The sequence below is a fragment of the Marinobacterium weihaiense genome, assembly GCF_019061305.1.
GTDB lineage: Bacteria > Pseudomonadota > Gammaproteobacteria > Pseudomonadales > Balneatricaceae > Marinobacterium > Marinobacterium weihaiense.
Window position 1 is genome coordinate 63848 of the sequence record NZ_JAHQZT010000008.1, and the last position, 22806, is coordinate 86653.

The 22806-nt window shown below is 60.7% G+C and carries 23 protein-coding genes; 9 read left to right on the forward strand and 14 right to left on the reverse strand.

Annotated elements, in window-relative coordinates; genetic code table 11:
* Positions 1 to 25: 25 nt before the first annotated feature.
* The 7 genes from KTN04_RS07925 to lpxL all read right to left on the reverse strand — a co-directional run bounded on the left by KTN04_RS07925 (position 26) and on the right by lpxL (position 7322).
* Positions 26 to 1147: a glycosyltransferase family 4 protein gene (locus KTN04_RS07925; RefSeq protein ID WP_217334686.1), complete on the reverse strand. Its 1122-nt coding sequence runs from the start codon at positions 1145 to 1147 to the stop codon at positions 26 to 28.
* Between the two features lie 152 nt (positions 1148 to 1299).
* Entirely contained in the window at positions 1300 to 2220 is a 921-nt protein-coding gene (locus KTN04_RS07930) for a glycosyltransferase family 2 protein (RefSeq protein ID WP_217334687.1), read from the reverse strand.
* Positions 2221 to 2254: 34 nt separating this feature from the next.
* A complete protein-coding gene (locus KTN04_RS07935; protein ID WP_217334688.1) occupies positions 2255 to 3154 on the reverse strand; it encodes a GT-D fold domain-containing glycosyltransferase in 900 nt (299 codons plus the stop codon).
* A 17-nt stretch (positions 3155 to 3171) separates the two neighbouring features.
* Entirely contained in the window at positions 3172 to 4164 is a 993-nt protein-coding gene (locus KTN04_RS07940) for an NAD-dependent epimerase/dehydratase family protein (RefSeq protein WP_217334689.1), read from the reverse strand.
* 23 nt (positions 4165 to 4187) lie between these two features.
* Entirely contained in the window at positions 4188 to 5228 is a 1041-nt protein-coding gene (locus tag KTN04_RS07945) for a glycosyltransferase (RefSeq protein WP_217334690.1), read from the reverse strand.
* Positions 5194 to 6405 (reverse strand): O-antigen ligase family protein, encoded by a 1212-nt coding sequence (locus KTN04_RS07950; protein WP_217334691.1) that lies wholly within the window; start codon positions 6403 to 6405, stop codon positions 5194 to 5196. Before KTN04_RS07950 ends, KTN04_RS07945 begins: the two co-directional genes overlap by 35 nt.
* Positions 6402 to 7322, reverse strand: a complete 921-nt coding sequence (lpxL, locus tag KTN04_RS07955) for an LpxL/LpxP family Kdo(2)-lipid IV(A) lauroyl/palmitoleoyl acyltransferase (RefSeq protein ID WP_217334692.1) — start codon at positions 7320 to 7322, stop codon at positions 6402 to 6404. Before lpxL ends, KTN04_RS07950 begins: the two co-directional genes overlap by 4 nt.
* Positions 7323 to 7485: 163 nt before the next feature.
* On the opposite strand from lpxL, the gene KTN04_RS07960 reads away from it, so the two are divergent.
* From KTN04_RS07960 to waaA, 3 genes are read left to right on the forward strand one after another with little or no spacing between them, the layout of a single operon-like run.
* Entirely contained in the window at positions 7486 to 8655 is a 1170-nt protein-coding gene (locus KTN04_RS07960) for a nucleotide sugar dehydrogenase (RefSeq protein ID WP_217334693.1), read from the forward strand.
* Between the two features lie 34 nt (positions 8656 to 8689).
* Entirely contained in the window at positions 8690 to 10492 is a 1803-nt protein-coding gene (gene msbA, locus KTN04_RS07965; RefSeq protein ID WP_217334694.1) for a lipid A export permease/ATP-binding protein MsbA, read from the forward strand.
* Positions 10493 to 10497: 5 nt separating this feature from the next.
* Complete coding sequence (waaA, locus tag KTN04_RS07970) at positions 10498 to 11760, forward strand: lipid IV(A) 3-deoxy-D-manno-octulosonic acid transferase (protein WP_217334798.1); 1263 nt, start codon at positions 10498 to 10500, stop codon at positions 11758 to 11760.
* 4 nt (positions 11761 to 11764) lie between these two features.
* On the opposite strand, the gene cyaY is transcribed toward waaA, so the two are convergent.
* Entirely contained in the window at positions 11765 to 12085 is a 321-nt protein-coding gene (gene cyaY, locus KTN04_RS07975; protein ID WP_217334695.1) for an iron donor protein CyaY, read from the reverse strand.
* 143 nt (positions 12086 to 12228) lie between these two features.
* On the opposite strand from cyaY, the gene lptM reads away from it, so the two are divergent.
* The 6 genes from lptM to KTN04_RS08005 are packed head-to-tail and all read left to right on the forward strand — an operon-like array spanning position 12229 to position 16786.
* Positions 12229 to 12363 (forward strand): LPS translocon maturation chaperone LptM, encoded by a 135-nt coding sequence (gene lptM / locus KTN04_RS07980; protein ID WP_217334696.1) that lies wholly within the window; start codon positions 12229 to 12231, stop codon positions 12361 to 12363.
* Positions 12356 to 13609, forward strand: coding sequence for a diaminopimelate decarboxylase (gene lysA / locus KTN04_RS07985; RefSeq protein ID WP_217334697.1), 1254 nt, complete (start codon positions 12356 to 12358; stop codon positions 13607 to 13609). Before lptM ends, lysA begins: the two co-directional genes overlap by 8 nt.
* Positions 13610 to 13623: 14 nt before the next feature.
* On the forward strand, positions 13624 to 14454 hold the full coding sequence (gene dapF, locus KTN04_RS07990) for a diaminopimelate epimerase (RefSeq protein ID WP_217334698.1): 831 nt from the start codon (positions 13624 to 13626) through the stop codon (positions 14452 to 14454).
* Positions 14451 to 15149: a DUF484 family protein gene (locus KTN04_RS07995; RefSeq protein WP_217334699.1), complete on the forward strand. Its 699-nt coding sequence runs from the start codon at positions 14451 to 14453 to the stop codon at positions 15147 to 15149. The genes dapF and KTN04_RS07995 overlap by 4 nt, the downstream gene beginning before the upstream one ends.
* A 1-nt stretch (position 15150) precedes the next feature.
* The gene (gene xerC / locus KTN04_RS08000) at positions 15151 to 16059 is read left to right on the forward strand and encodes a tyrosine recombinase XerC (RefSeq protein WP_217334700.1); all 909 of its coding nucleotides are present in this window, start codon (positions 15151 to 15153) and stop codon (positions 16057 to 16059) included.
* The gene (locus tag KTN04_RS08005) at positions 16052 to 16786 is read left to right on the forward strand and encodes an HAD family hydrolase (protein ID WP_217334701.1); all 735 of its coding nucleotides are present in this window, start codon (positions 16052 to 16054) and stop codon (positions 16784 to 16786) included. Before xerC ends, KTN04_RS08005 begins: the two co-directional genes overlap by 8 nt.
* Before the next feature lie 19 nt (positions 16787 to 16805).
* Here KTN04_RS08005 and KTN04_RS08010 read toward each other — a convergent pair whose 3' ends face one another.
* The 6 genes from KTN04_RS08010 to metX all read right to left on the reverse strand — a co-directional run bounded on the left by KTN04_RS08010 (position 16806) and on the right by metX (position 22751).
* Complete coding sequence (locus KTN04_RS08010) at positions 16806 to 18662, reverse strand: methyl-accepting chemotaxis protein (protein WP_217334702.1); 1857 nt, start codon at positions 18660 to 18662, stop codon at positions 16806 to 16808.
* A 61-nt stretch (positions 18663 to 18723) separates the two neighbouring features.
* Entirely contained in the window at positions 18724 to 19902 is a 1179-nt protein-coding gene (gene hemW / locus KTN04_RS08015; protein ID WP_217334703.1) for a radical SAM family heme chaperone HemW, read from the reverse strand.
* Positions 19899 to 20507 carry an XTP/dITP diphosphatase gene (locus KTN04_RS08020; protein WP_217334704.1) on the reverse strand — a complete coding sequence of 203 codons (609 nt, stop codon included), beginning with the start codon at positions 20505 to 20507 and terminating at the stop codon, positions 19899 to 19901. Before KTN04_RS08020 ends, hemW begins: the two co-directional genes overlap by 4 nt.
* A gap of 14 nt (positions 20508 to 20521) precedes the next feature.
* A complete protein-coding gene (locus KTN04_RS08025; protein ID WP_217334705.1) occupies positions 20522 to 20974 on the reverse strand; it encodes a DUF4426 domain-containing protein in 453 nt (150 codons plus the stop codon).
* A gap of 21 nt (positions 20975 to 20995) precedes the next feature.
* The gene (gene metW, locus KTN04_RS08030) at positions 20996 to 21586 is read right to left on the reverse strand and encodes a methionine biosynthesis protein MetW (protein ID WP_217334706.1); all 591 of its coding nucleotides are present in this window, start codon (positions 21584 to 21586) and stop codon (positions 20996 to 20998) included.
* A complete protein-coding gene (gene metX, locus KTN04_RS08035) occupies positions 21576 to 22751 on the reverse strand; it encodes a homoserine O-succinyltransferase MetX (RefSeq protein WP_217334707.1) in 1176 nt (391 codons plus the stop codon). The genes metW and metX overlap by 11 nt, the downstream gene beginning before the upstream one ends.
* Positions 22752 to 22806 lie beyond the last annotated feature (55 nt).

The window sequence follows — 22806 nt, forward strand, 5'->3', positions numbered from 1 at the left end:
AGTCAAAAGCCATCGCTGGCCGGTGTTAGGGGGCCGTCACCGGTTGCGCGAGCAAGCGGTAGTATACATCGAGCGTGGCCTCGGCCTGGGCCTTGAGGTAGAAGGCATCGGGTAGCTGGATGTTGCCGGGGGGCTGGCTCAACAGCTGGTCGATGCGTGCAACAAAAGCATCCACGTCATCCGCTGGCACCAGTCCGGCAGGGAAGGCCGCATGCAGGGATTCGCTGGCGCCGCCGCGATCATAGGCCACCACCGGGCAGCCGGTGGCCAGGGCCTCGGGTACGGTACGGCCAAAGGGTTCGGCCTTGCTGGACAGGTGGCAGGTCAGATCGCACAGATTGTAGAACGCCTGAATGTCGCTGCGATGGCCTGTGAAGGTGATGGCCTGTTCCAGCCCCAGAGTACGGCAGCGCTGCTCCAGCTCCTCGCGGTAACTTGCCTTGTTGGCCTCGGCGCCGCCGAGGATGATGCCGTGGCAGTCATCGCGCTTTTGCAGCAATCGATGCATCACCTCGATGAAATCCAGCTGACCCTTCCAGCGTGACAGCCGGCCAGGCATCAGCAGCAGCTTCTTGCCTGCAAACTGCGGAAATTCGGCATGCAGAGCAGCGGTGTCTGGGTTGTGGCTGAAGATGTCCGGGTCCAGGCCGCGGTAGATGCGGGTGATCCTGTCCGCCGGCACCTGATAGTTGTCGCGGATGTACTGCTCGACACAGTCTGAGATGGCGATGACCTGCTCGGCCTTGGCCATGATGGCGCTGTAGGCGTTGACCGAATACATGCCATGGAAGGTGCTGACCAGACGCGGGCGCGTGGTCGGGTCCATCTTGCGCCAGGCCAGCCAGGTGATCCAGGCCGGGGCACGCGAGCGCACGTGGAGAATATCGGCATCCAACTCGGTGAGCAGACGTCGCAGTGGGCGCACCTGGGTCAGTGACCGGAGCGATTTGCGGTGGATCGGCAGCTGGATATGGCGCGAGCCGTCCCGCTGCAGGCGTTCCACCTGGCGGCCACCGTTGGAAATAACGATCGATTCATGACCCAGGCGCACCAGTTCGCGGGCGAATTCCACGGTGCCGCGCTCGACGCCGCCCGACTCGAGAGCCGGCAATAACTGAACAACCTTCAACGGGCGTGCTAGGGGCATGGGTGCGCTCTGTACCTGAGTGAATGAACCCGATTAGAATACCAAACTTCACCTCTGTTGTGTCTCGTCATCACCGGAACCCCTATGTCCTTGTTGAACACCTGGAAGCTCGAAAAAAGCCGCTAAGCTTACGAGTACCGCGTTAGAAGGTCTTATTCGCTCTCGTAGCGTCCCAGTGACAGGTTCAGCATCACCTTGTTGCCCAGGTTGATGTTGGCCTTGATCAGCATCGGCAGGAACTGCAGCAGGAACAGGTTGATCACACGGCGCTTGTAGCCGATACGGATCAGGTAGTGTGACCAGTGCTTGATCGAGTGCTTGATCCGCTTGTGCTGAGCAAAACCGGAGCCACTGACTTCCAGTGGGTGATGCTTGAACAGCCCGCGACCCTGAGCAATACGCAGTCCGGCCTGCTGCCACCAGGGCTCGATATTGGTTTCCAGATTGTCGAACTCGGTGAATTCGCGCTGCAGGAAATGTTCGCGCAGAAACTCGGTGCGATACAGACAGGGGTTGTTGGTGAAGTTGGCAATACCTGAGTCAGCGACAAAGAAGGTGCGGTTCAGGTGCTCGACGCGCTCGATCTCGTCGTATTCGCGATCCGGCTCGTTAAACAGGTAGGTGGCGTTGAGGTTGGCCTGCTCGGCACTCTTGCGACCTTCCCATACCTTCAGCAGCCAGTAATTCGGATCGCCATAGTGGTGCTGGTGACGCAGGCGTACACAGGCGATATCCGTGTCCACCGCCGCCATGGCGGCTTGCAGTTCCTGCTCGCAGGTGGCTTCATCTTCCACCAGCATGAAGTCGTTTTCCAGAAACAGGAAGTAACGGCCGCTGGCCGCCTTGATCAGCTCCTGGAACGGCTTGGCGATGCCGATATTGCGTTTCGCCTGCAGCACGGTGAAGCCGTATTTCTCGGCGATGCGGCGATCTTCTCCGGTGCATTCATTGAAGAAAATCAGCTTTTCCTTGGCCATATCCAACAGGCCCTGGCGCTGGTAGCTCTCCAGCGAGTGTTTCAGGGTGCGGGGCTGGCGCCATGACAGCATGGCCAGCGTCAGATCGTGTTGCATGGGCGTTCCTGCAGACAAAGAAAGGTTGGACATATCAGGTCGACGGCTTGGTGGTGCGCAGTGCGGGCAGCGGGTGATTCTCGTCACCGAACAGCTTGCGCTTGGCGCGGCGGAAGGTGCCCGGCATCTGGCCAAAGTCGATGGCCTGGTAACCGCGTTGGGCCAGGTCATAGGCCAGTACCGTAGCGGTGGGGCCGAGTACCGGCATGATCAGGTATTCCGCCGGATCATATTCGCTGATGCGGGCGATAATATCATCGTATTCGGCAAAAGCGTTCTTGGCCGGTGCATAGAGAAAATCCACCGAGGTGGCGTTATTGAACAGCTCGTCTTCAAAGGTGAAGCGGCTGTTTTCGCCCACTACCAGTAGCACCTTGCGGTCCTGCCACACCTGCTTGATCAGCTGCACCCGCTCCACCAGTGCGGCTTCGGATTCATCCGGCAGGACGCGGAAAGCGCCCATGGAAGGATAGCTGCGCTTGCCATCCAGTAGGGCCAGCACCTCACGCCCGATACGGATAATGAATTTCTGCCAGATGCGGCCCAGGCCGTCGTAATCCCGAACCGGGTGAATACCGATCAGAATGTTGGGCTCATCACTGCCCAGCACCTGCTCCAGGCGAGCATTCAGTTCAGGGTTAACGTCCTGAAAGGATTTGTGGCGCTCGCCCACCATCAGCTTGAGCTCGCCATCGCCAAAGCGGCAGATGCTGCTGCGGTGCTCGATCAGGTGGCGCAGGGTCTGTTCCTCGCTCCAGACCTCCGGGTAATCACGCACGAAGGCTTCGATATTATCCCGGAACAGTTCGATGATGCGGTCATCGAAAAACTCACGGAAACGGGTACGGCCTGCCGAGGTGAGCATGAACGGCGCACCGATAATGGCGATCTGGCGGTAAATGGCGCGCAGCAGGCGCTTGCGGGATGCGGACATGTCAATTCCTTGGGCGGTTAGCAGTCGTGATAACGGCGGAACCAGTGAACAAAACGGTCGATACCAGCCTCAATTCCGGTATCCGGGGTGTAGTTGAGGCTTGCTACCAGGTCATCGATATCGGCATAGGTAGCCGGCACATCGCCCGGTTGCATGGGCATCATCTCCTTTACGGCATCACGCCCGCAGGCACGCTCAATGGCAGCGATAAAGTCCAGCAGGCTGACCGGGTGATGATTACCGATATTGTACAGCTTATAAGGGGCTTCTGCCTGGGAGCCGGGTGCAGGGGTGCGTGCGGGTGGGCGTTCCAGCAGGCGGTCGATACAGACCACGATATCGTCCACGTAGGTGAAGTCCCGTTTCATGTGGCCACCGTTGTAGACGCGAATCGGCTCGCCGGCGAGGATGGCGCGGGTAAAACCGTAATAGGCCCTATCCGGACGTCCCCAGGGGCCGTACACGGTGAAGAAGCGCAGCCCGGTTGTGGGTATGTCATACAGGTGGCTATAGCTGTAGGCCAGTAACTCGTTGGACTTCTTGGTTGCCGCATAGAGGCTGACCGGGAAGTCGGTACGGTCGTGCGTGCTGAACGGGCTTTTGCTGTTCGTTCCATACACCGAGCTGGAGGAGGCGAATATCAGGTGTTTGACCTGTTGCTGACGGCAGCCTTCCAGAATCTTCATGAAGCCGGTCAGGTTACTGTCGACATAGGCGTGTGGGTTATCCAGCGAGTAGCGTACCCCGGCCTGGGCGGCCAGGTTGATCACCACATCAAAGGTTTGCCGTGCAAACAGCTGGGTCATGGCGTCACGGTCGGCAATGTCCAGTTGAAGCCAGTGCAGTCCCGGATGGTTTCGTACCAACTGGGCAATGCGATCATGCTTCAACTGCGGGGTGTAGTAATCGTTGAAGTTATCGACGAGAGTGACATCCAGCCCTCGCTTCAGCAGGGCCTGGCTCAGGTGAAAACCGATAAAGCCTGCGCCACCGGTCAGTAGTATCCGCATCCTGTCTCAGCTTCTTGTGATATTCAGTTGCGGCGCGCTTCGGCCAGTTTCAGGAACAGGTCCTTGTACTGCTGCAGAATCACCGGTTGGGAGAATTCGTCGCGGAATTTCTGTGCACCTTTTTGCGTGAGTTGGGCAGCCAATCCTTTATCTTCCAGCAGGCGGTTCACGGCTTCGGCGCACTGGGCATGATCGTTGATATCAAACAGCAGGCCGTTCTCTTCATGATCAATCAACCAGGCCGGTCCGGTGCTTGCTGCAGCGACGACGGGGGTGTTGGTCGCCCAGGCTTCCAGCACCACATTGCCCAGGGGCTCGAAACGGGACGGGAACAGGCAGATATCAGCCAGTTCAAACAGGTTGCGCACATCCTTGCGCAGGCCGAGAAAACGTACCCGCTCGGCTACGCCTTCGGACTCTGCCAGGGCTTCCAGATCGGAGCGCAGCTCACCGCTGCCGGCGATCAGCAGAGTGGCATTGGGAATCTGCTTCATGGCACGAATGGCGGTGTCCTGTGCCTTCTTTTCATGCAGGCGGCCCAGGGTGAGCAGGACCTTGTGATCGGCCGAAACCTCCGGCAAGGGGTCGGTGACGTTGAGTGTCTCGGGCAGTTCACCGAAATTGGAGATCATGCTGACGCGATCAGCCGGCCAGCCGTTCTCGGTGACATGGCGCACCAGATCGGGGGTGTTGACGACCAGGTGGTCGCATTTACGGTAATTATTGATGTCGTAGTAACCGCCCAGGCGGCCAATCACTACGGCATTGCTGGGCGGGCATTTGCGAGAGGCCCGGTTGACCCAGGTCAGGATGACATCAGGATCAAAACGGCTGACATGCTGTTTCAGGCGTGCATTGTAAAGCAGCGGCTTGCTGATTTTTCCCATCGGCAGGGTGCGGTAGGTGACTCCGGCACTGTCGAGCCGGCGCTGCCGGGAGGGTTGCTCTTCAATGATCAGTTCCTGCTCGAAGTCCGGGTCGGTGGCAAAGGCGGCCGCCACTTTTTCAAAGTAGGTTTCGGCACCAGCCTCAGACTGAGACAGGAGTATTTGTGTCAGCTTCATGGTGTTGTTGTGCCTGGTTGATGCTGTCAGCTGAGCGAAAAAGCATACCCGATAGTGCCAGGGGGAACCATGTCAGCAGCCAGATAAAGTCAGGATGGGTCAGCAGTGAATGGCCGATAGGAAAGCAGGCAATGATGCAAAATAAAAATACAGGAGGCCAATGAGTAGCTAATTGATGATGCTTGCGAAATAGGGAGTAGGCGCAAAGAAAAATCAATAAGAGACCAGCCACACCACCATAAAAAAATTGGGATAGCCATATACTATGTGGGTTGAAATAGTAAAAATTATCAACGTGGATATCGAAGTTAAAACGGTTTCCGCACCCCACTAGTAGTGAGCACTGCTCGAGCATGGAGTTAGCAACATTAAGCCAAATATCTACCCTTACAAACTCTGTGGTGAAGCGGTCAATGGATAGTACTAAAAAAATTCCTCCACTGATGAGAATACCAAGCCATACTAGTAGTGCTAAAAGCGCTCGTAGTTGGAAGAGGTAGAAACAATGTGCCAGTAATAGGGCGAAGATAGGCGTTCGGCTTTGCAGGGGGATGATAGTGATTATTAGTAAACAAACTAAAGCAGATGCGAACCAAGGGTTGTGGAATTGACTAGTTATTAAAATAAATCCGAACAGACATATTGCTAGTGGAAGGTGAATAGCATTGAGTGGGCCTGTCAGCTGGTCTAGGCGCGGGAAGTCTCGGACCCAAGCTTCCAGCCCTACACTGGCGATCAGGGTGTACAGGCTGTGTGCTTCCACGATTAAACCGATTAGTAGCCCCCAGGCAGCAATCCATTTGAGGCGTTCCGGTTGTGTCATTACCTGTTGGGTAATGGCGGTGAATGTCAGAATATATATGACATACTTTAGGTGCTTTAGGGCGTCTCCGGGGTCGGCATTACTCCAGAAAGTACTCAAAGCCACATATGAAAGGTAACAACACAGTAGCAGGCAGGGTCGGGTCGGAAGCAGCTGGCGGCGAGCTAGTATAAAAAAGGCCGGAAGCATTATGCACAAATAAAAGAAGTTGTTGGTCAGCTTTGTGTTATCGGAACTCAGCAACAGAGCAATAAAAAAGAGATAAGCAATCAGTAGTAAGCGCTCTGCCAGCCAGCCTTTGAGACAGCAAAGAGTCCAAAAACGTTTTTTGCCGATGTGTTCGTTTTTGATCATTTATACAAACGTCCCTTGCCGTCAGGCTGGGTCTTGAAGCGGCGGTGCACCCACATGTATTGACTGGGATCCTTGCGGATCGCCTTTTCCAGCTCATCGTTGATGCGCTGGGCATCGGCTTCGTCGTCACCTGAAGGAAAACCCTCGATGATGGGGAACAGTTCCAGTTCGTAATGCCCGTCGGGCAGGCGGTGCTGGGCCAGCATCAGAATCGGTGAGCCGTTGAGCTTGGCCAGTCGCGCCGTGGCGGTAATGGTGGCGGCCTGGACCCCGAAGAAGCGGGCAAACACCGAGTGCTTGCGGCCGAAGTCCTGGTCCGGGGCGTACCAGATGATGTGGTTTTTGCGCAGGGCCTTGATCACCGAGCGGATGTCGGAGCGTTCGATGGACTGGCCGAAATAGCGGCTGCGCCCGCGGGTAATGATCTGCTCCATCAGATCGTTGTTGTGACGGCGATACATGGCATCCACCGGGTAGTGTTGTGCAAACAGCAGGCCACCCAGGTCCAGGGTGGAAAAATGGGCACCCAGCAGCAGTACGCCCTTGCCCTGGGCAAGGGCCGCGTCCAGATGCTCGCGTCCCTTGAGTGTCGTGCGATGCTCGAACACGCGGATCGGGCTCCACCAGGCCATGGCCGTTTCGAACATGCCGATACCGTTGTTTTCCAGAATGCGTCGTACCAGCTGCCGCTGCTCTTCAGGGCCCCGTTCCGGGAAGCACAGGCGCACATTGACTTCAGTGATGTGGCGACGCTGGCGGTTGAAGTGGTACAGCAGTCTGCCCAGCAGTCGGCCCAGCCTGATCTGCGCGCCCCAGGGCAGTCGGTTCAGCAGCCAAAGCAGGCCGGTGCCGAGCCAGATATGCCAATAGCGCGGGGACATGAAGCTGGAGTCTGAGGCGGTTGTCTTGGTGGTCACGGTAAGTGTCTTCCAAAAGAGATGACGCTATTGTAAGGCGCTGCCTGAGCACGGGCAAACGACCTGGACGCCAATGCCGGTCCGGGCGCGCCATCCGTGTTGCGACACGGCTGTGGTATGATTGCGGTTTCACCTGACACGCTAACCGTGAACGAGAATCGTGATGAAGATAGCCGTAGCCGGGACCGGATATGTCGGTCTTTCCAATGCCGTCTTGCTGGCACAGCACAATGAAGTCGTAGCGCTGGATATCATGCCCGAGAAGGTGGCGCAGCTGAATCGGGGCGAATCGCCCATCGAGGACGCCGAAATCAGTGCGTATCTCGCCTCCGGCAAGCTCAATCTGACCGCCACGCTGGACCGTGAAACGGCCTACCAGGGGGCCGATTTCGTCATCGTGGCCACACCCACCGATTACGATCCCCAGACGCACTATTTCAACACGGCCAGCGTTGAAGCGGTGGTGCAGGATGTGTTGGCGTTCAACCCGGCCGCGACCCTGGTGATCAAGTCAACGGTGCCGGTGGGGTTCACCCGTGACCTCAAGGCACGGCTGGGCATCGATAACCTGATGTTTTCGCCCGAGTTTCTGCGCGAAGGCAAGGCGCTCTACGACAACCTCTATCCTTCGCGCATCATCGTCGGCGAACAGTCCGAACGGGCCCGCGTGTTTGCCGGACTGCTGCAGCAGGGGGCACTGAAAGAGCACGTGGATGTGCTGTTCACCGACTCGACCGAGGCGGAAGCGATCAAGCTGTTTGCCAACACCTATCTGGCGATGCGCGTGGCCTATTTCAATGAGCTCGACAGCTATGCGGAAACCCATGGCTTGAACGCACGCCAGATTATCGAGGGCATAGGACTGGATCCGCGCATCGGCTCGCACTACAACAATCCGTCGTTCGGCTACGGGGGCTACTGCCTGCCCAAGGACACCAAGCAGCTGCTGGCCAACTTTGCCGAGGTGCCCAATAATCTGATCAAGGCGATTGTCGATGCCAACGATACCCGCAAGGACTACATTGCCCAGGCGGTGCTGAGTCGCAAGCCGGCCGTGGTAGGCATTTACCGCCTGGTGATGAAGGCAGGGTCCGACAATTTCCGCGCCTCAGCCATTCAGGGCGTGATGCAGCGTATTCTGGATCAGGGCATCAAGGTGGTCATTTTCGAACCGGTGCTCCAAGAGGACAACTTCGCCGGTGTGCCGGTCATGGACGATCTGAATGCATTCACGCAGTTGAGCGATGTCATTATTGCCAACCGCCTGACGGATGAACTCGCTGCCTGTCGCGACAAGGTGTATACCCGCGACCTGTTCGGTGTGGATTCCTGATTTATTCGTCGTCTGAAACAGCCGGATAGCCTGCATGCAGTCAAATGTAACCAAGAACGATGTTCGGAAGCCGAAACCCGACGCCCCCGGTGCCGATACCGAAAGCGTCTGGGTCCTGTATCGCCGCCTGCTGACCTATGCCCGACCGCTATGGCTGGCTTTCATGCTCAGCTTCATCGGGTTTGCCATTTATGGCTTTGGTCAGGCGTTGTCGGCCAAGTGGCTGGAAATGGTGGTGGATACGGTACAGGCCAACCAGTATGACCAGCGCTGGTTTTTGGCACTGGCCGTGCTGGGCATCTTTCTGGTACGCGGCGTGGGCGCCTTTGTTGGCAATTACTGTATCGCCTATGTCGGGCGTGAAGTGATTCACACGCTGCGTACCGACGTGTTCGAGCGCCTGCTCAAACTGCCATCGTACTACTACACCCGAAACTCCAGCGGCGAACTGCTGGCCAAGTTGACCTACAACGTGGAGCAGGTGACCGGTGCGGTCACCAATGCGTTGAAAACCTTGTTTCGCGAAGGCCTGACCGTTGTGGGGTTGCTGGGGTATATGTTGTACCTCAACTGGAAGCTGACGCTGATTTTCATCGCGGCCGGACCGTTGATCGCGTTGGTGGTTTCGGTGGCCGCCAAGCGCATGCGCCGGTTGAGTCGCCATATCCAGCAGTCCGTGGGAGATATCACCGAGTCGGCGTCAGAGTCGATCAAGGGCTATCAGGTGGTGCGCATTTTCGGTGGTGAGGATGCCGAAAAGGAGCGCTTTCGCCAGGCCAGTCTGCAGAACAAGCGCCAGTACATGAAGCTGGTGGTGACCCAATCCCTGAACACACCCATCATCCAGTTGCTGGTCGCCTTGGCCTTGGCGGCCTTGCTGTTTCTGGCGATGCATCCCGATGTCATGGGGACCCTGACAACCGGTGGTTTCGTTGCCTTCCTGACGGCGGCGGGCATGATCACCAAGCCACTGCGTCAGCTGACCAATGTGATCTCCATCGTGCAGAAAGGGGTGGCTGCATCCGAGAGCCTGTTCGAAGTGCTGGATGAGCCCGCCGAAAAGGACCTGGGCACCCGGCAGGTCGAGCGGATCGGTGATATCGAGTTTCGCCACCTGGGCTTTACCTACCCAGGCACCGACAAGCAGGTGCTGCAGGATGTGTGCCTTACCTTGCCCAGGGGCAAGACCGTGGCCCTAGTGGGCCGCTCGGGCAGTGGCAAGTCGACGCTGGCCAGTCTGCTGCCGCGCTTCAATGATGGCTGGTGCGGCGAGTTGCTGCTCAATGGTGAACCGCTGCAGGCGTTCAGCCTCGACAGTCTCAGGGATCAGATTGCACTGGTCAACCAGAACGTGGTGCTGTTCAACGGTACCATTGCCGAAAATATTGCCTATGGCCGCATGGCCGGCGCCAGCGAGGCGGATATTCTGGCGGCGGCGGAGGCCGCGCATGTCACCGAGTTCGTCAATAAGATGCCGGATGGCATCAATACGCTGGTGGGGGAAGATGGTGTGATGCTGTCGGGTGGTCAGCGTCAGCGCATTGCCATCGCCCGCGCCATTCTCAAGGATGCGCCCATCCTGATTTTGGATGAGGCCACCTCGGCGCTGGATACCGAGTCCGAGCGTCATATCCAGGAAGCCCTTGAAGGCGTGATGCGGGGCCGGACCACGCTGGTGATTGCGCACCGCCTGTCGACCATCGAGAAGGCGGACATGATCGTGGTGATGGAAGAGGGGCGTATTCTGGAGCAGGGTTCTCACGCCGAACTACTGGCACACCAGGGAGCCTATTCCCGCTTTCACACCCTACAGGCGGATACCGGGATGCTGCCGTGAGCCGCATGCTCAAGACGCTCTACACCGGCCTGTTTTATCTGGCCACGCCGCTGCTGCTGTTCCGCCTCTGGCAGCGCGGTTGCAAGGCGCCCGGCTATCGGCGCGACTGGCGCCAGCGGTTGGGATTGGGGGCTTCGCTGCCGGGGCCAGTGATCTGGGTGCATGCGGTGTCAGTGGGCGAGACGGTGGCCGTCGCGCCGTTGGTCAAGCATCTGCTGGCAACCTATCCGCGGCACCGTATTCTGATCACCAACATGACGCCTACCGGGGCGGACCAGGTGCGCGCGCTGTTTGGTGATCGTGTCGAACAGCGTTTCTGTCCCTGGGATCTGCCGCTGGCACACAGGGCATTTCTGCGTCGGACACGGCCGGCGCTGTGCATCATCGTCGAAACCGAACTCTGGCCCAATATGCTGGCCCAGTGTGCCCGTGCCGGGGTGCCGGTGCTGCTGGCCAATGCACGCCTGTCGGAACGTTCGGCCCGCGGCTACCGCCGGCTTGCGGCACTGACGCGGCCCATGCTGCAGCACCTGAGCCTGGTCGCGGCACAGAATACGGCCGATGCCGAGCGATTCATTGCGCTGGGCATGCCGCCCGCGCGCGTAGAGGTGACCGGCAGCATCAAGTTCGATCTGCAGCCGGATGCTGCGGCGGTACAGGACGGGCAGGCCCTGCGCCGGCAGCTGGGTGCGGAGCGACCGGTGCTGATTGCGGCCAGTACCCATCAGGGCGAAGACGAGATGTTGCTGCAGGCCTGGCAACGTCTCAGGGCGGTACATGCGGACCTGGTCTTGATGCTGGTGCCACGTCACCCGGAGCGCTTCGCCGATGTGGCAGCGTTGTGCCGTCGCTACAGCGAACGGCTGGTCTGTCGCAGCAACGGCCAGGCGCCTGATCGACAAACCGAGCTGTATCTGGGTGACAGCATGGGTGAATTGATGCAGTTCTATGCGGCGGCGGATATCGCCTTTGTCGGCGGCAGTTTCAGCGGCACCGGCGGGCACAACCCGCTGGAGCCGGCGGCGCTGGGGCTGCCGGTGGTCATGGGGCCGGACTGCTTCAATTTCCAGGCCATCACCGATGCCCTGATCGAGCAGGGTGGTCTGGTGCGGGCCGAGGACGCCGACGCTCTGGTGGCGCAGCTGTCAGCCTGGCTGGGCCAGCGCGAGCTGGCGCGCCAGGCCGGGGCGCAGGGGGCGGCCTTCGTGGCCGCCAATCGCGGTGCGCTGGAACGGCTGCAGCAGGCCGTGGCGCGGCTGCTGGGCTGAGCCGTCAGAGGCCTCTGAAATCAAAGGCTTCGCCGGCCTGTTCGGCAAATGCCGCCTGGAGCACCTCGGTCAGGGGGGCGCCATCGCTGTCGCGCAGCCATTGTTCGCCATCGTGATCGAAATGGAAGCCGCCGTTGCGGGTGGCGACCCACAGCTGCTTGACCGGCGGCTGGCGCGTGAAAATGATCTGGCTGCCGTTTTCGCATTTCACCGTCATCATGCCGCCGTTGCTTTCGTAATCCAGGTCGCTTTCGGCCTCGTCCAGAATCTCTTCGATCTGTTCCAGCGTGGTGTCAACCCGGCTCATGAACTCGGATTCGGTCATAGGGCTATCTCTCTGCAGACAAATATCGGTGGATGAGTATAACTCAGCCGGGGGCGGTACTCAGCCCTTGTGCGCAAGGGTATAATCGGCGGTTAAAACACGTCCGCTGGCGGACGTTCAACCGAATAACAAAGGGATCGAGGATGCTGAAACGCTGCTGGGCTGCCGTGTTGCTTGGCGTACTGCTACTGTCGGGCTGTGGCCAGAAGGGGCCGCTGTACCTGCCGGACGAAACCGCGGCGCATCATTCCGCTCCCGCTGAGAGTGTCCATGGATAATTTCGAATACCGCAACGGTCGCCTGTTTGTCGAAGAGGTGGCGCTGGAACGTATCGCCGATGAATTCGGTACCCCTGTCTACGTCTACTCCCGTGACGCCCTGGAGCGCGCCTACCAGAGCTATGCGCAGGCGCTGGAAGGTCATGATGCCCTGGTCTGCTACGCCGTCAAGGCTAACTCCAACCTGGCCGTGCTCAACGTGCTGGCCCGTCAGGGCGCCGGGTTCGACATCGTCTCTGCCGGTGAGCTGGAGCGTGTGCTGCGAGCCGGTGGCGACCCGGCCAAGGTGGTGTTCTCGGGGGTCGGCAAGCAGCCGGACGAGATCCGCCGCGCGCTGGAAGCCGGCATCCTGTGCTTCAACGTCGAGTCCGATGCCGAGCTGGACCGCATCAATGCGGTTGCGGCGCAGCTGGGCGTCAAGGCACCGGTCTCCTTCCGCGTCAATCCGGACGTGGACGCCGGTACGCACCCCTATATTTCCACCGGCCTGAAGGAAAACAAGTTCGGCATCGATATCGATACCGCCGTGGACGTTTACCGCCGTGCCGCTGCCCTGGAGCATGTCCGCGTGGTGGGCATGGACTGCCATATCGGCAGCCAGCTGACCGAGGTCAGCCCCTTCCTGGACGCCATCGACCGCCTGCTGGCGCTGCTGGATACCCTCGCCACCGAGGGCATTCACATTCAGCACCTGGATCTGGGCGGTGGTTTGGGCGTGTGCTACACCGACGAAACCCCGCCGACGCCGGGCGAGTATATCGAGCAGGTACTGGCCAAGCTGCAGGGCCGTGGCTACAAGCTGATTTTCGAGCCGGGTCGCTCCATTGCCGCCAACGCCGGTGTCATGCTGACTCGCGTCGAGTTTCTCAAGCAGACCGGCGACAAGAACTTTGCCATCATCGATGGCGCCATGAACGACCTGATTCGTCCCTCGCTGTACGGTGCCTACCAGGAGATCATTCCGGCGACCCTGCGTGAAGACGGCGAGACCAAGCCCTGGGATCTGGTCGGCCCGGTCTGCGAGACCGGCGACTTTCTCGGCAAGGACCGTGCCCTCAACCTGCAGCCGGGCGACCTGCTGGCGGTCTGCTCGGCCGGGGCCTACGGTTTTGTTATGGCGTCCAACTACAACACCCGTCCGCGCCCGGCCGAGGTGATGGTGGATGACAACCAGGCCTGCCTGGTGCGTGCCCGCGAGACCCTGCATGACCTGATGCGTGGCGAACAGCTGCTGCCCGAGGCCTGAACGGAGTCACCGCTATGCTGGTACGCTTTACCAAAATGCACGGCCTGGGCAACGACTTCATGGTGGTGGATGCGTTGTCACAACGGGTGCGCATCACCCCGGCCATCGTGCGCAAGTTGTCGGACCGCCACCTGGGCATCGGCTTTGACCAGCTGTTGCTGGTCGAGCCGCCCAGCCGTCCGGACATGGACTTCCGCTACCGCATCTTCAATGCCGACGGCTCTGAAGTGGAACATTGCGGCAACGGTGCACGCTGTTTCGGGCGCTTCGTGCGCGAGCGCCGCCTGACGATGAAGGACGAAATTCGCGTCGAAACCGCCCGGGGCCAGGCCATTCTGTACCTGTTGCCGGACCGTCAGGTGGATGTCGATATGGGCGTGCCCCAGCTGCAGCCGGCCGAAGTGCCTTTCCAGGCGGAACGCCAGGCCGCGACCTATGCGGTCGAGGTCGAGGGCAAGGTGGTGGATCTGAGCGTGGTCTCCATGGGCAATCCGCACGGCGTGCTGGTGGTCGACAGCGTGGAGCGGGCACCGGTGGAGACACTGGGCCCAGCGCTGGAAGCACACCCGCGCTTTCCGCAGAAGGCCAATATCGGCTTCATGCAGATCGTGAACCGGGGCGAGGTGCGCCTGCGTGTGTTCGAGCGGGGCGCTGGTGAAACCCTGGCTTGCGGCACCGGCGCCTGTGCCGCTGTGGTGGCCGGTCGCCTGCGCGGGCTGCTGGACGAGGACGTGCTGGTGCACCTGCCGGGCGGTGACCTGCGCATTCGCTGGCCGGGCGAGGGCCAGGCGCTGCGCATGACCGGTCCGGCCACAACCGTATTCGAAGGACAGATTTACCTATGAGCGATGCAAGCGACGTACTCGACGCGCCGGTGCTGAGCGCCGAGCAGGTGGCCGACTATCTGGCGGCGCATCCGGACTTCTTCACCGCGCACACCCATCTGCTGGAAAAACTGTATGTGCCGCACCAGCGCGGCACGGCAGTCTCTTTGGTGGAGCGGCAGACGTCGCTGCTGCGCGAACGCAACCAGCAGCTGCACGGTCATCTGGCCGACATGCTGGATGCGGCACGGCACAATGATGTCCAGTTCGAAAAGACCAAGCGCATGGTGCTGGCCCTGCTCGAATCCTGGACCCTGGATGACGTGGCGGTGGCGATTGAAGAAAGCCTGTGCCGGGATTTCTATGGCGACGAGACCGAGCTGCTGCTGTTCAGCGAACGTTCCCTGGCCAGCAACAGTATTCGCACCCTGGCCCGCGCCGAGGATTCGCTGGTGCAGCCGCTGATCGAAACCAACCTGCCCAGCTGTGGCCAGCTGTCGGAGGCGATGAACCGCTTCCTGTTCCAGGAGCGCAGCGTCAAGGTGCAGTCGGCGGCGGTCGTGCCTCTGGTCAAAGGCGAGACTCTGGGGCTGCTGGCGATCGGCAGTCATGACCCCAACTACTTCCAGAGCAGCCAGGGCACCCTGTTCCTGAGCTACGTGGGCGAGGTGCTCAGCCGGGTGATTTTCCGCATCCTGCAGGAGCAGGGAGGCTGAGATGGCCGTGCCGGCCGAAACGGATTGGCCACACCACTTCCTGCATTATCTGCGGGTTGAGCGTCAGCTCTCCCCGCACACGCTGAATAACTATCGGCGTGACCTTGATACGCTGCTGACCGAGACCGGCGGCGGCCGTCACCCCTGGAGCGCACTCGACGAAACGGCGCTGCGCTACGCCATCGGTGCCCTGCATGCGCGTGGCCAGTCCGGGCGCAGCCTGCAGCGGTTGCTGTCTGCCGTGCGCTCCTTCTACCGTTTTCTGGCCCGGGAGGGCTGGGTCGCGCACAACCCGGCGCTGGCCGTGCAGGCCCCCCGAACGGCGCGCCGCCTGCCGCAAACGCTGGATACCGAACAGGTCGGCGCCCTGCTGGAGGTGAGCGGCGATGCGCCTCTGGATCGGCGGGACCGCGCCATCATGGAACTGATCTACTCGTCGGGCGTGCGCGTATCCGAGCTGGTCGGGATCGACCTGCGTGACCTGGATCTGACCGATGGTAGCCTGACCGTACTGGGCAAGGGCAACAAGCAGCGTCAGCTGCCGGTGGGACGCATGGCGCTGAGTGCCATCCGAGCCTGGCTCGAGGTCCGCGCCACCTTGGCGAAGGCCGATGAAACGGCGCTTTTCGTGGGCCAGACCGGCCGCCGCCTGAGCACCCGTGCAGTGGAACAGCGGCTGCGCAAGCGCGGTCAGCAACAGGGCACCCAGGGGCGCGTGTATCCACACCGCTTACGGCACAGCTTTGCCAGCCACCTGCTTGAATCCAGCCGTGACCTGCGTGCGGTGCAGGAACTGCTCGGTCACGCCAACATCAGTACCACACAGATCTATACCCACCTGGACTTTCAACATTTGATGGAGGTCTATGAACAGTCGCATCCACGGGCAAGGGAGAAACAGGATGATTAAATGTGTCACCTTCGATCTGGACGACACCCTTTGGGCCGTCAACCCGGTGATCCATCGGGCTAACCAGACGCTGTGGCAGTGGCTGGACGAAAATGCACCGTTGTTTACGGCTTCACACCAGCTGGCGGACATGGCGGAGGGCTCAGCCATGCGCCGGGCGCTGCTGGCCGAGCGCCCCGAGATTGCCCACAGTATGAGCCTGATTCGCATCACGCTGCTGGAGCGCGGCTGCATTGCTGCCGGTTATACCGAGACGGAATCGATTCTGCTGGCGGAGCGTGCGTTTGAAGTGTTCATGCAGGCGCGCCATCAGGTCGAGCTGTATGAGCATGCTCAGGCGATGCTGGAGCAGCTGCGCCTGGACGGGTACATCATCGGCGCGCTGAGTAATGGCAACGCCAATGTGGCGCAGACCCCGGTGGGCAACCTGTTCGACTTCCAGTTCAATGCCGACGGTATCGGCCATGCCAAGCCGCAGCCGCAGATGTTTCAGGCGGCTCTGAAGCATACCGGTCTGCGTCCGGAACAGGTGGTGCATGTCGGGGATCACCCGGATAACGATATTCGCGCGGCGGCTGAGGTAGGCATGTGGACGCTCTGGGTCAACCTGCCAGAGCATCACTGGCCACAACCGGCTCGGGCCGATATGGAAGTGAGCTGTCTGTCGAGCATTCCGACGCAGATCAAGCGTCTGGCGGCACAGGGCGAGATCCGCGCCACGCTCTGAGAGCGGGCGCGGCATAGGATCAGGTTCTGAAGCTGGAGACCGCGCTCTGCAGTTCGGCAGCCTGTTGGGCCACCATCTGGCTGGCGTCGGCATTCTGGCCCACCTGATCATTGGCATCTTCCATGATGTTGCGGATATGGTCGATATTGCGGGTGATTTCCGCGGCCACCGAGGCCTGTTCTTCGGTGGCCGATGCTACCTGTGTGGTCATGTCGACAATGCTGGTGGCGCCGGCAGTGATGGTGTTGAGTGCGTCAATGGTTTCACTGGCGCGCTCGGCTCCCTGTTCGCTGTCGCGGACGCTTTCCTGCATCAGGTGGCTGACATTATGGGTCTGCTCCTGCAGGCTGAGCACCATCTGCTCGATCTCGGCGGCAGACTGTTGCGAGCGTGACGCCAGAGTGCGCACTTCATCCGCAACCACGGCAAAGCCGCGGCCCTGCTCGCCGGCTCGGGCGGCCTCGATGGAAGCGTTCAGGGCCAGCAGATTGGTCTGGTCGGCGATATCCTTGATGACATCCAGCATGGTGCCGATTCGGTCGCTATCGGCACGCAGCTGATCGACCACCCCGGCCGTCTCACGCGCTTTGCTGGCCATCTGTTGCATGGCGTCGATATTGCCGCTGACGCGGGTGGTACTGTCCTGGGCGTCCTGCTGTGCCCGGGCGGCAGTAGCTGCGGTGTTCTCGGTATTACCGGCGATCTCCTGCATCGAGCTCTCCATCTCCTGCACCGCCGCCGCGACCTGCAGCACTTGGCTCTGCTGCTGGCTCAGGCCGCGCGAGGTGTCCTGGGTGGTGGCGGAGAGCTGCTCGGCGGCGGCCGCCAGCTGCGAGGAGGTGCCGGCCACGCGGGCGATCAGGGCGCGGAAGTTGTCCATCATGTGGTTGAAAGCCTGCGCCATCTGCGCCACTTCATCCTGGCCGTCCGCCTGGAACCGGAGTGTCAGATCATGCTCGTCGCTGGCGCGCTGCATGGTACCGGCCAGGGCGTTGATCGGCCGCAGAATGCTGCGCCCCAACAGCCAGGCGGGCACCACGGTGGCCATGATAGCAACCAGCATGGCGATGATGGCCGTCAGCTGCAGGTGGCGCTGTTCGCTGGCCATGCGCTCTTCCAAGTGGTGCTCCAGCTCCAGCTGCAGATCGTCAGTGCTCTTGACCGCGTGGCGCATCTGCCCCATCAGGCCTTCTTCCACAGTGAGCCCGAGTCGCGAGTAGGCGGCGACCAGCTGCTTGAAGGTGTTGCGGTACTCGACCAGCAGTGGCTGCAAATAATCGGCCTGAGCCGGCAGCAGCAGCATGTCGATCTGCTGCTCCAGATGAGTCATTGCGTCCATGAAGCGCTGCAGGTACTTGCTGTCCTTGCGCAGCAGGAAGTCTTTCTCGTGACGGCGCAGCTGCAGCAGGGTGCTGAGCAGGTCGGTATTGGCCGTGCTGCGGATCTCGCGCTCTACCGCGTGGATGGCCTGGCGCAACTGGCTGCGCAGGCCGGACTCTTCGTTCAGACCCAGCTCCAGGTTCAGCTCGGTCACGGCAGCAAAGGAGGCCATGTAGGTTTGCATGCGATCGCTGAACGTGGCCAGTTCATCCTGCAACTCGGGTTCCGGCAGGAGCTGACCGAGTTGCTGCAGGTGCTGGTTGAAGGCCGTCGATGTCTGTTCGAACTGCTTCAGGTACTTCTCATCCTGTCGTGCCAGGAAGTCCTTTTCATGGCGGCGCAGATCCAGCTTGCGCGTTTCGACCTTGGCCAGGGTCTCGCTGACGGTGACCAGATCGCGATATTGGGTCAGGGTGTACTGGATGATCATGGCCATGCCGATGAAGCCGGCCAGAATCAGAGCGATCAGCGTGAGGAGTTTTTGCTTGATGGTCATGCCGGTAAGGGATCCGTAATCCGGTTACTGCTACTGCGTCCATGGAGCGTGGAAGGCGCGATCAATCCAGGAACAGCGCCAGCAAATCATTCAGGAACAGCCGCCCCTGCAGGGTCGGGGCCAGGCGGGTGCGGTCGTTCGTCAGCAGGCCTTTTTGCCGGGCCTGATCCAGTAGATGTTGCACAAAATCTACACTAACGCCGGTTCGCTGGCTGAACAAGTCCAAGGGGGTGCCACAGGTCAAGCGCAGGGCATTCATCATAAACTCGAAGGCCCGCTCCTCGACCGGTACGGGCTGAACGCCGGCCAGGCGACGGCTTGGATCGAGGTAGCCCTTGGGCTGGCGTTGCTTGTGGCGGCGCTCGATCTGCAACCGGCCCTGGTCGTCAAGGTGACTGAGCTTGCCGTGGGCGCCGGCGCCAATGCCGAGATAGTCGCCAAACTGCCAGTAGTTGAGGTTGTGGCGCGCCTGTTGCCCCGGTCGTGAGTAGGCTGAGATTTCATACTGGTCATAGCCGCGCTGCGCCAACAGCACTTGCCCTTGCTCCTGAATGGCCCACAGCGATTCATCCACGGGCAGTTGCGGCGGCCGGGCATGAAACTCGGTATTGGGCTCGATGGTGAGCTGATACCAGGACAGGTGGCCGGAGTTGAAGGCCAGAGCCTGCTTCAGGTCGTCCAGGGCCTGGTCGATGCTCTGGCCGGGCAGGCCGTGCATCAAGTCCAGGTTGACGCGTGGAAACAGCGCCACGGCCGCCTCGGCTGCTCGCAGCGCTTCGTCAGGGTTGTGAATGCGCCCCAGGCGCTGCAGGTGCTCGGCATTGAAGCTTTGTACGCCGATGGACAATCGGTTGATGCCGGCGGCACGGTAGCCCTCAAAGCGGGCCTGCTCGAAGGTGCCGGGGTTGGCTTCCAGGGTTATTTCGGCTCCTTTGACCAGCGGCACACGCTGGCGAATGCCCTGCAGCAGGCGGTTGATGGCCTCGGCGCTGAACAGGCTGGGGGTGCCGCCACCGATGAAGATCGACTGCAGCGGCCGCCCGGCCGCCAGCGGCAGATCGGTGTCCAGGTCCTGCAGCAGGGCATCTACATAGGCCGCCTCCGGCAGCTGCTCTGGCGCGGCGTGCGAGTTGAAGTCGCAGTAGGGGCACTTGCGTACGCACCAGGGGATGTGAACGTACAAGGATAGCGGCGGCAGCGGGCCCGTGGCCGGCGGCAAGTCGATGGTTGCCTGGCTCATGCGTGGCTGAGCCAGGGGCCGATAGCAGCGATAAACTGGCGTACGGCTTTGCCGCGATGGCTGTACTGCTGCTTCTGTTCCGGACTCAGCTCGGCACTGGCACAACTGGTTTCCGGCACGTAGAACAGCGGGTCATAGCCGAAGCCGTTGTGGCCCTGGGGGGCGGTCAGGATGCGGCCTTCCCAGCTACCCTGGCAGATCAGTGGCGTGGGATCCTCGGCATGGCGCATGAACACCAGCACGCACTGAAAGCGTGCCGTGCGTTTGTCGTCCGGTACCTGAGACAGCGCCTGCAACAGCTTGGCGTTGTTTTCGTCGTCGCCGCAGCCCTCACCGGCGTAGCGCGCCGAGTAGATGCCGGGAGCACCATGGAGGGCGTCCACTTCCAGGCCGGAGTCATCGGCCAGCGCCGGCAGTCCGGTGATACGGGCGGCGTGGCGGGCCTTGAGAATGGCATTTTCAACGAAGCTGAGGCCGGTTTCCTCGGCGTCATGGACGGCGAAATCGGACTGCGGCATCACGTCGATCTGCAGCGGTGCGAAGATCTCGCTGAACTCCTTCAATTTGCCGCGGTTGCCGCTGGCCAGAACGATCTTGTCTATCATGGGGCTCCGTGGGGTCAGTCAACGTAGAAACGTTGGTCGAACTCAATGTCGTATGCCGGTTGATTGGGGTCCGGCTGGACGCTTAGGGTGATTTTCAGCTGTTCATCCTCGGTGAAGCGGAAGCTTCCGATGTAATACAGCGCGTCGCCTTCATCGATCTTCTTGAACTCCAGCTGCTGGGCCTGGTTGAGCAGGTTGGCGGCCTGGCCGGACACGATGGCGGTGGTCGGTTGCTTGCTGCCGTCATCCTGGATCTTCAGCACTGAAACGTTGATCAGGGCCCGGTACTTGCTGCGCACCAGGTCATTTTGGCGTGCCACTTCCGGGGTGATGAAACTGGAATTGAAGGCGTTGTAATGAATTTCGTACTGGCCGTCGGCAATTGACTGCTCGGCCGCTGCCAGCGGGCTGGCGGTCAGTGCGGCCAGGGCCAGCAAGTGACCGAGGGTCCGTTTCAAATGGCGCATGCTGTTCTCCTGTTCTGCGTCTCACCGTGTAATACGGTAAATGGCGATCTCGCCGAGCATATTGGGCCACAACTTGATCCACCAGCGATGGCGGTGGGTGTGGTCCACCACGGTGCGCTGCAGGATCTCAATGTTGCGGTCGACACACAACTGCTCGAAATCCTTGAAGGTACAAAAGTGGATGTTCGGCGTGTTGTACCAAGTATAGGGCAGAAATTTGGACACCGGCATCTTGCCGCGAAACGCCAGATAACCACGCGCACGCCAGTGGGCAAAGTTGGGGAAGGTGACGATGCATTCACGGCCAATACGCAGCATTTCGTCGACGATCAGATCCGGGCGGTGCATGCTCTGCAGTGCCTGGGTCATGATCACGGTATCGAAGCTGGCGTTGCCGATGGACGCCAGGCCGTCGTCGATATCCTTCTCGATCACGCTGACGCCCTTCTCGATGCAGGCGGTCAGATTGTCATGGTCGATCTCCAGCCCGTAGCCGGAAACCTGCTTTTCGGCCTGCAGGTGCGCCAGCAGCTCGCCGTCGCCGCAGCCCAGGTCCAGCACCCGCGAGCCGGGTGCAATCCACTCGTTGATGATTTCCAGATCAGCGCGCATGGCTGGCACCTCCTTCAGGCTGGGGTAGGGCGGCGGCAATGCGGTTCATGTAGCTTCGAAACACTTCCATGTAGCGCGGAATCGGAATCAGGAAGGCGTCATGGCCCTGGGGCGCGTCGATCTCGGCATAGCTGACTGGCTTGCCGGCGGCGATCAGACCGTCGACCAGCTCGCGCGAGCGTTCCGGCGAGAAGCGCCAGTCGGTGGTGAAGGACACCACCAGAAAGTCGCATTGGGCCGGGGCCAGGGCAGCGGCCAGGTCGTGGCCCTGCTCGCCGGCCGGATCGAAGTAGTCCAGCGCCTTGGTCATCAGCAGATAGGTGTTGGCATCGAACGAGGAGGAGAAACGCTCGCCCTGATACTGCAGATAGGACTCCACCTCGAACTGGGGGTTGAAGTCGAAGCTGAGCTTGCCGTCCTTGAGTTCGCGACCGAACTTGTCGCGCATGCCGTCATCGGACAGGTAGGTGATGTGGCCGACCATGCGGGCCAGCATCAGGCCGGTGCGGGGCACCGTGTTCCGTTCATAGTAGTGGCCGTCGTGGAACTCCGGGTCCTTGCTGATGGCCTGGCGTGCCACCTCGTTGAAGGCGATGTTCTGGGCACTGAGCTTGGCGGCGGAGGCGATGACCGCGCAGTGGCGCAGGCGCTCTGGGTAGCTGATCGACCACTGCAGCGCCTGCATGCCGCCCAGGCTACCACCGACCACGGCGGCCCATTGCCGAATGCCGAGGTGATCGGCCAAGCGTGCCTGGCTGTGCACCCAGTCCTGCACGGTCATGATCGGGAAGTCGGGCCCATAGGGCTTGCCGGTGGCCGGGTTCAGGGTGTTGGGGCCGGTGGAACCATGGCAGCCGCCGAGGTTGTTGACGCCCACCACAAAGAAGCGGTTGGTATCGATTGGCTTGCCCGGACCGATGGCGGCATCCCACCAGCCGGGCTTGCGCTCGTCCATGCTGTGGTAGCCGGCGACATGGTGGTGACCGGACAGGGCATGGCAAATCAGCACGGCGTTGGAGGCATCGGCGTTGAGCGTGCCGTAGGTCTCGATTATCAGGTCCCAGGTGTCGAGACGGCGGCCACAGCTCAACTCCAGCGGTTGTTCGAAATGAATGCGTTCGGGGCTGACCAGCCCCACACTGTCATCAGGTATTACAGCAGGCATGATGGTGTCTCGTGTGTCAGTGATGCAGGAAAGGACAGGGTGGCGCGAGGGCGCC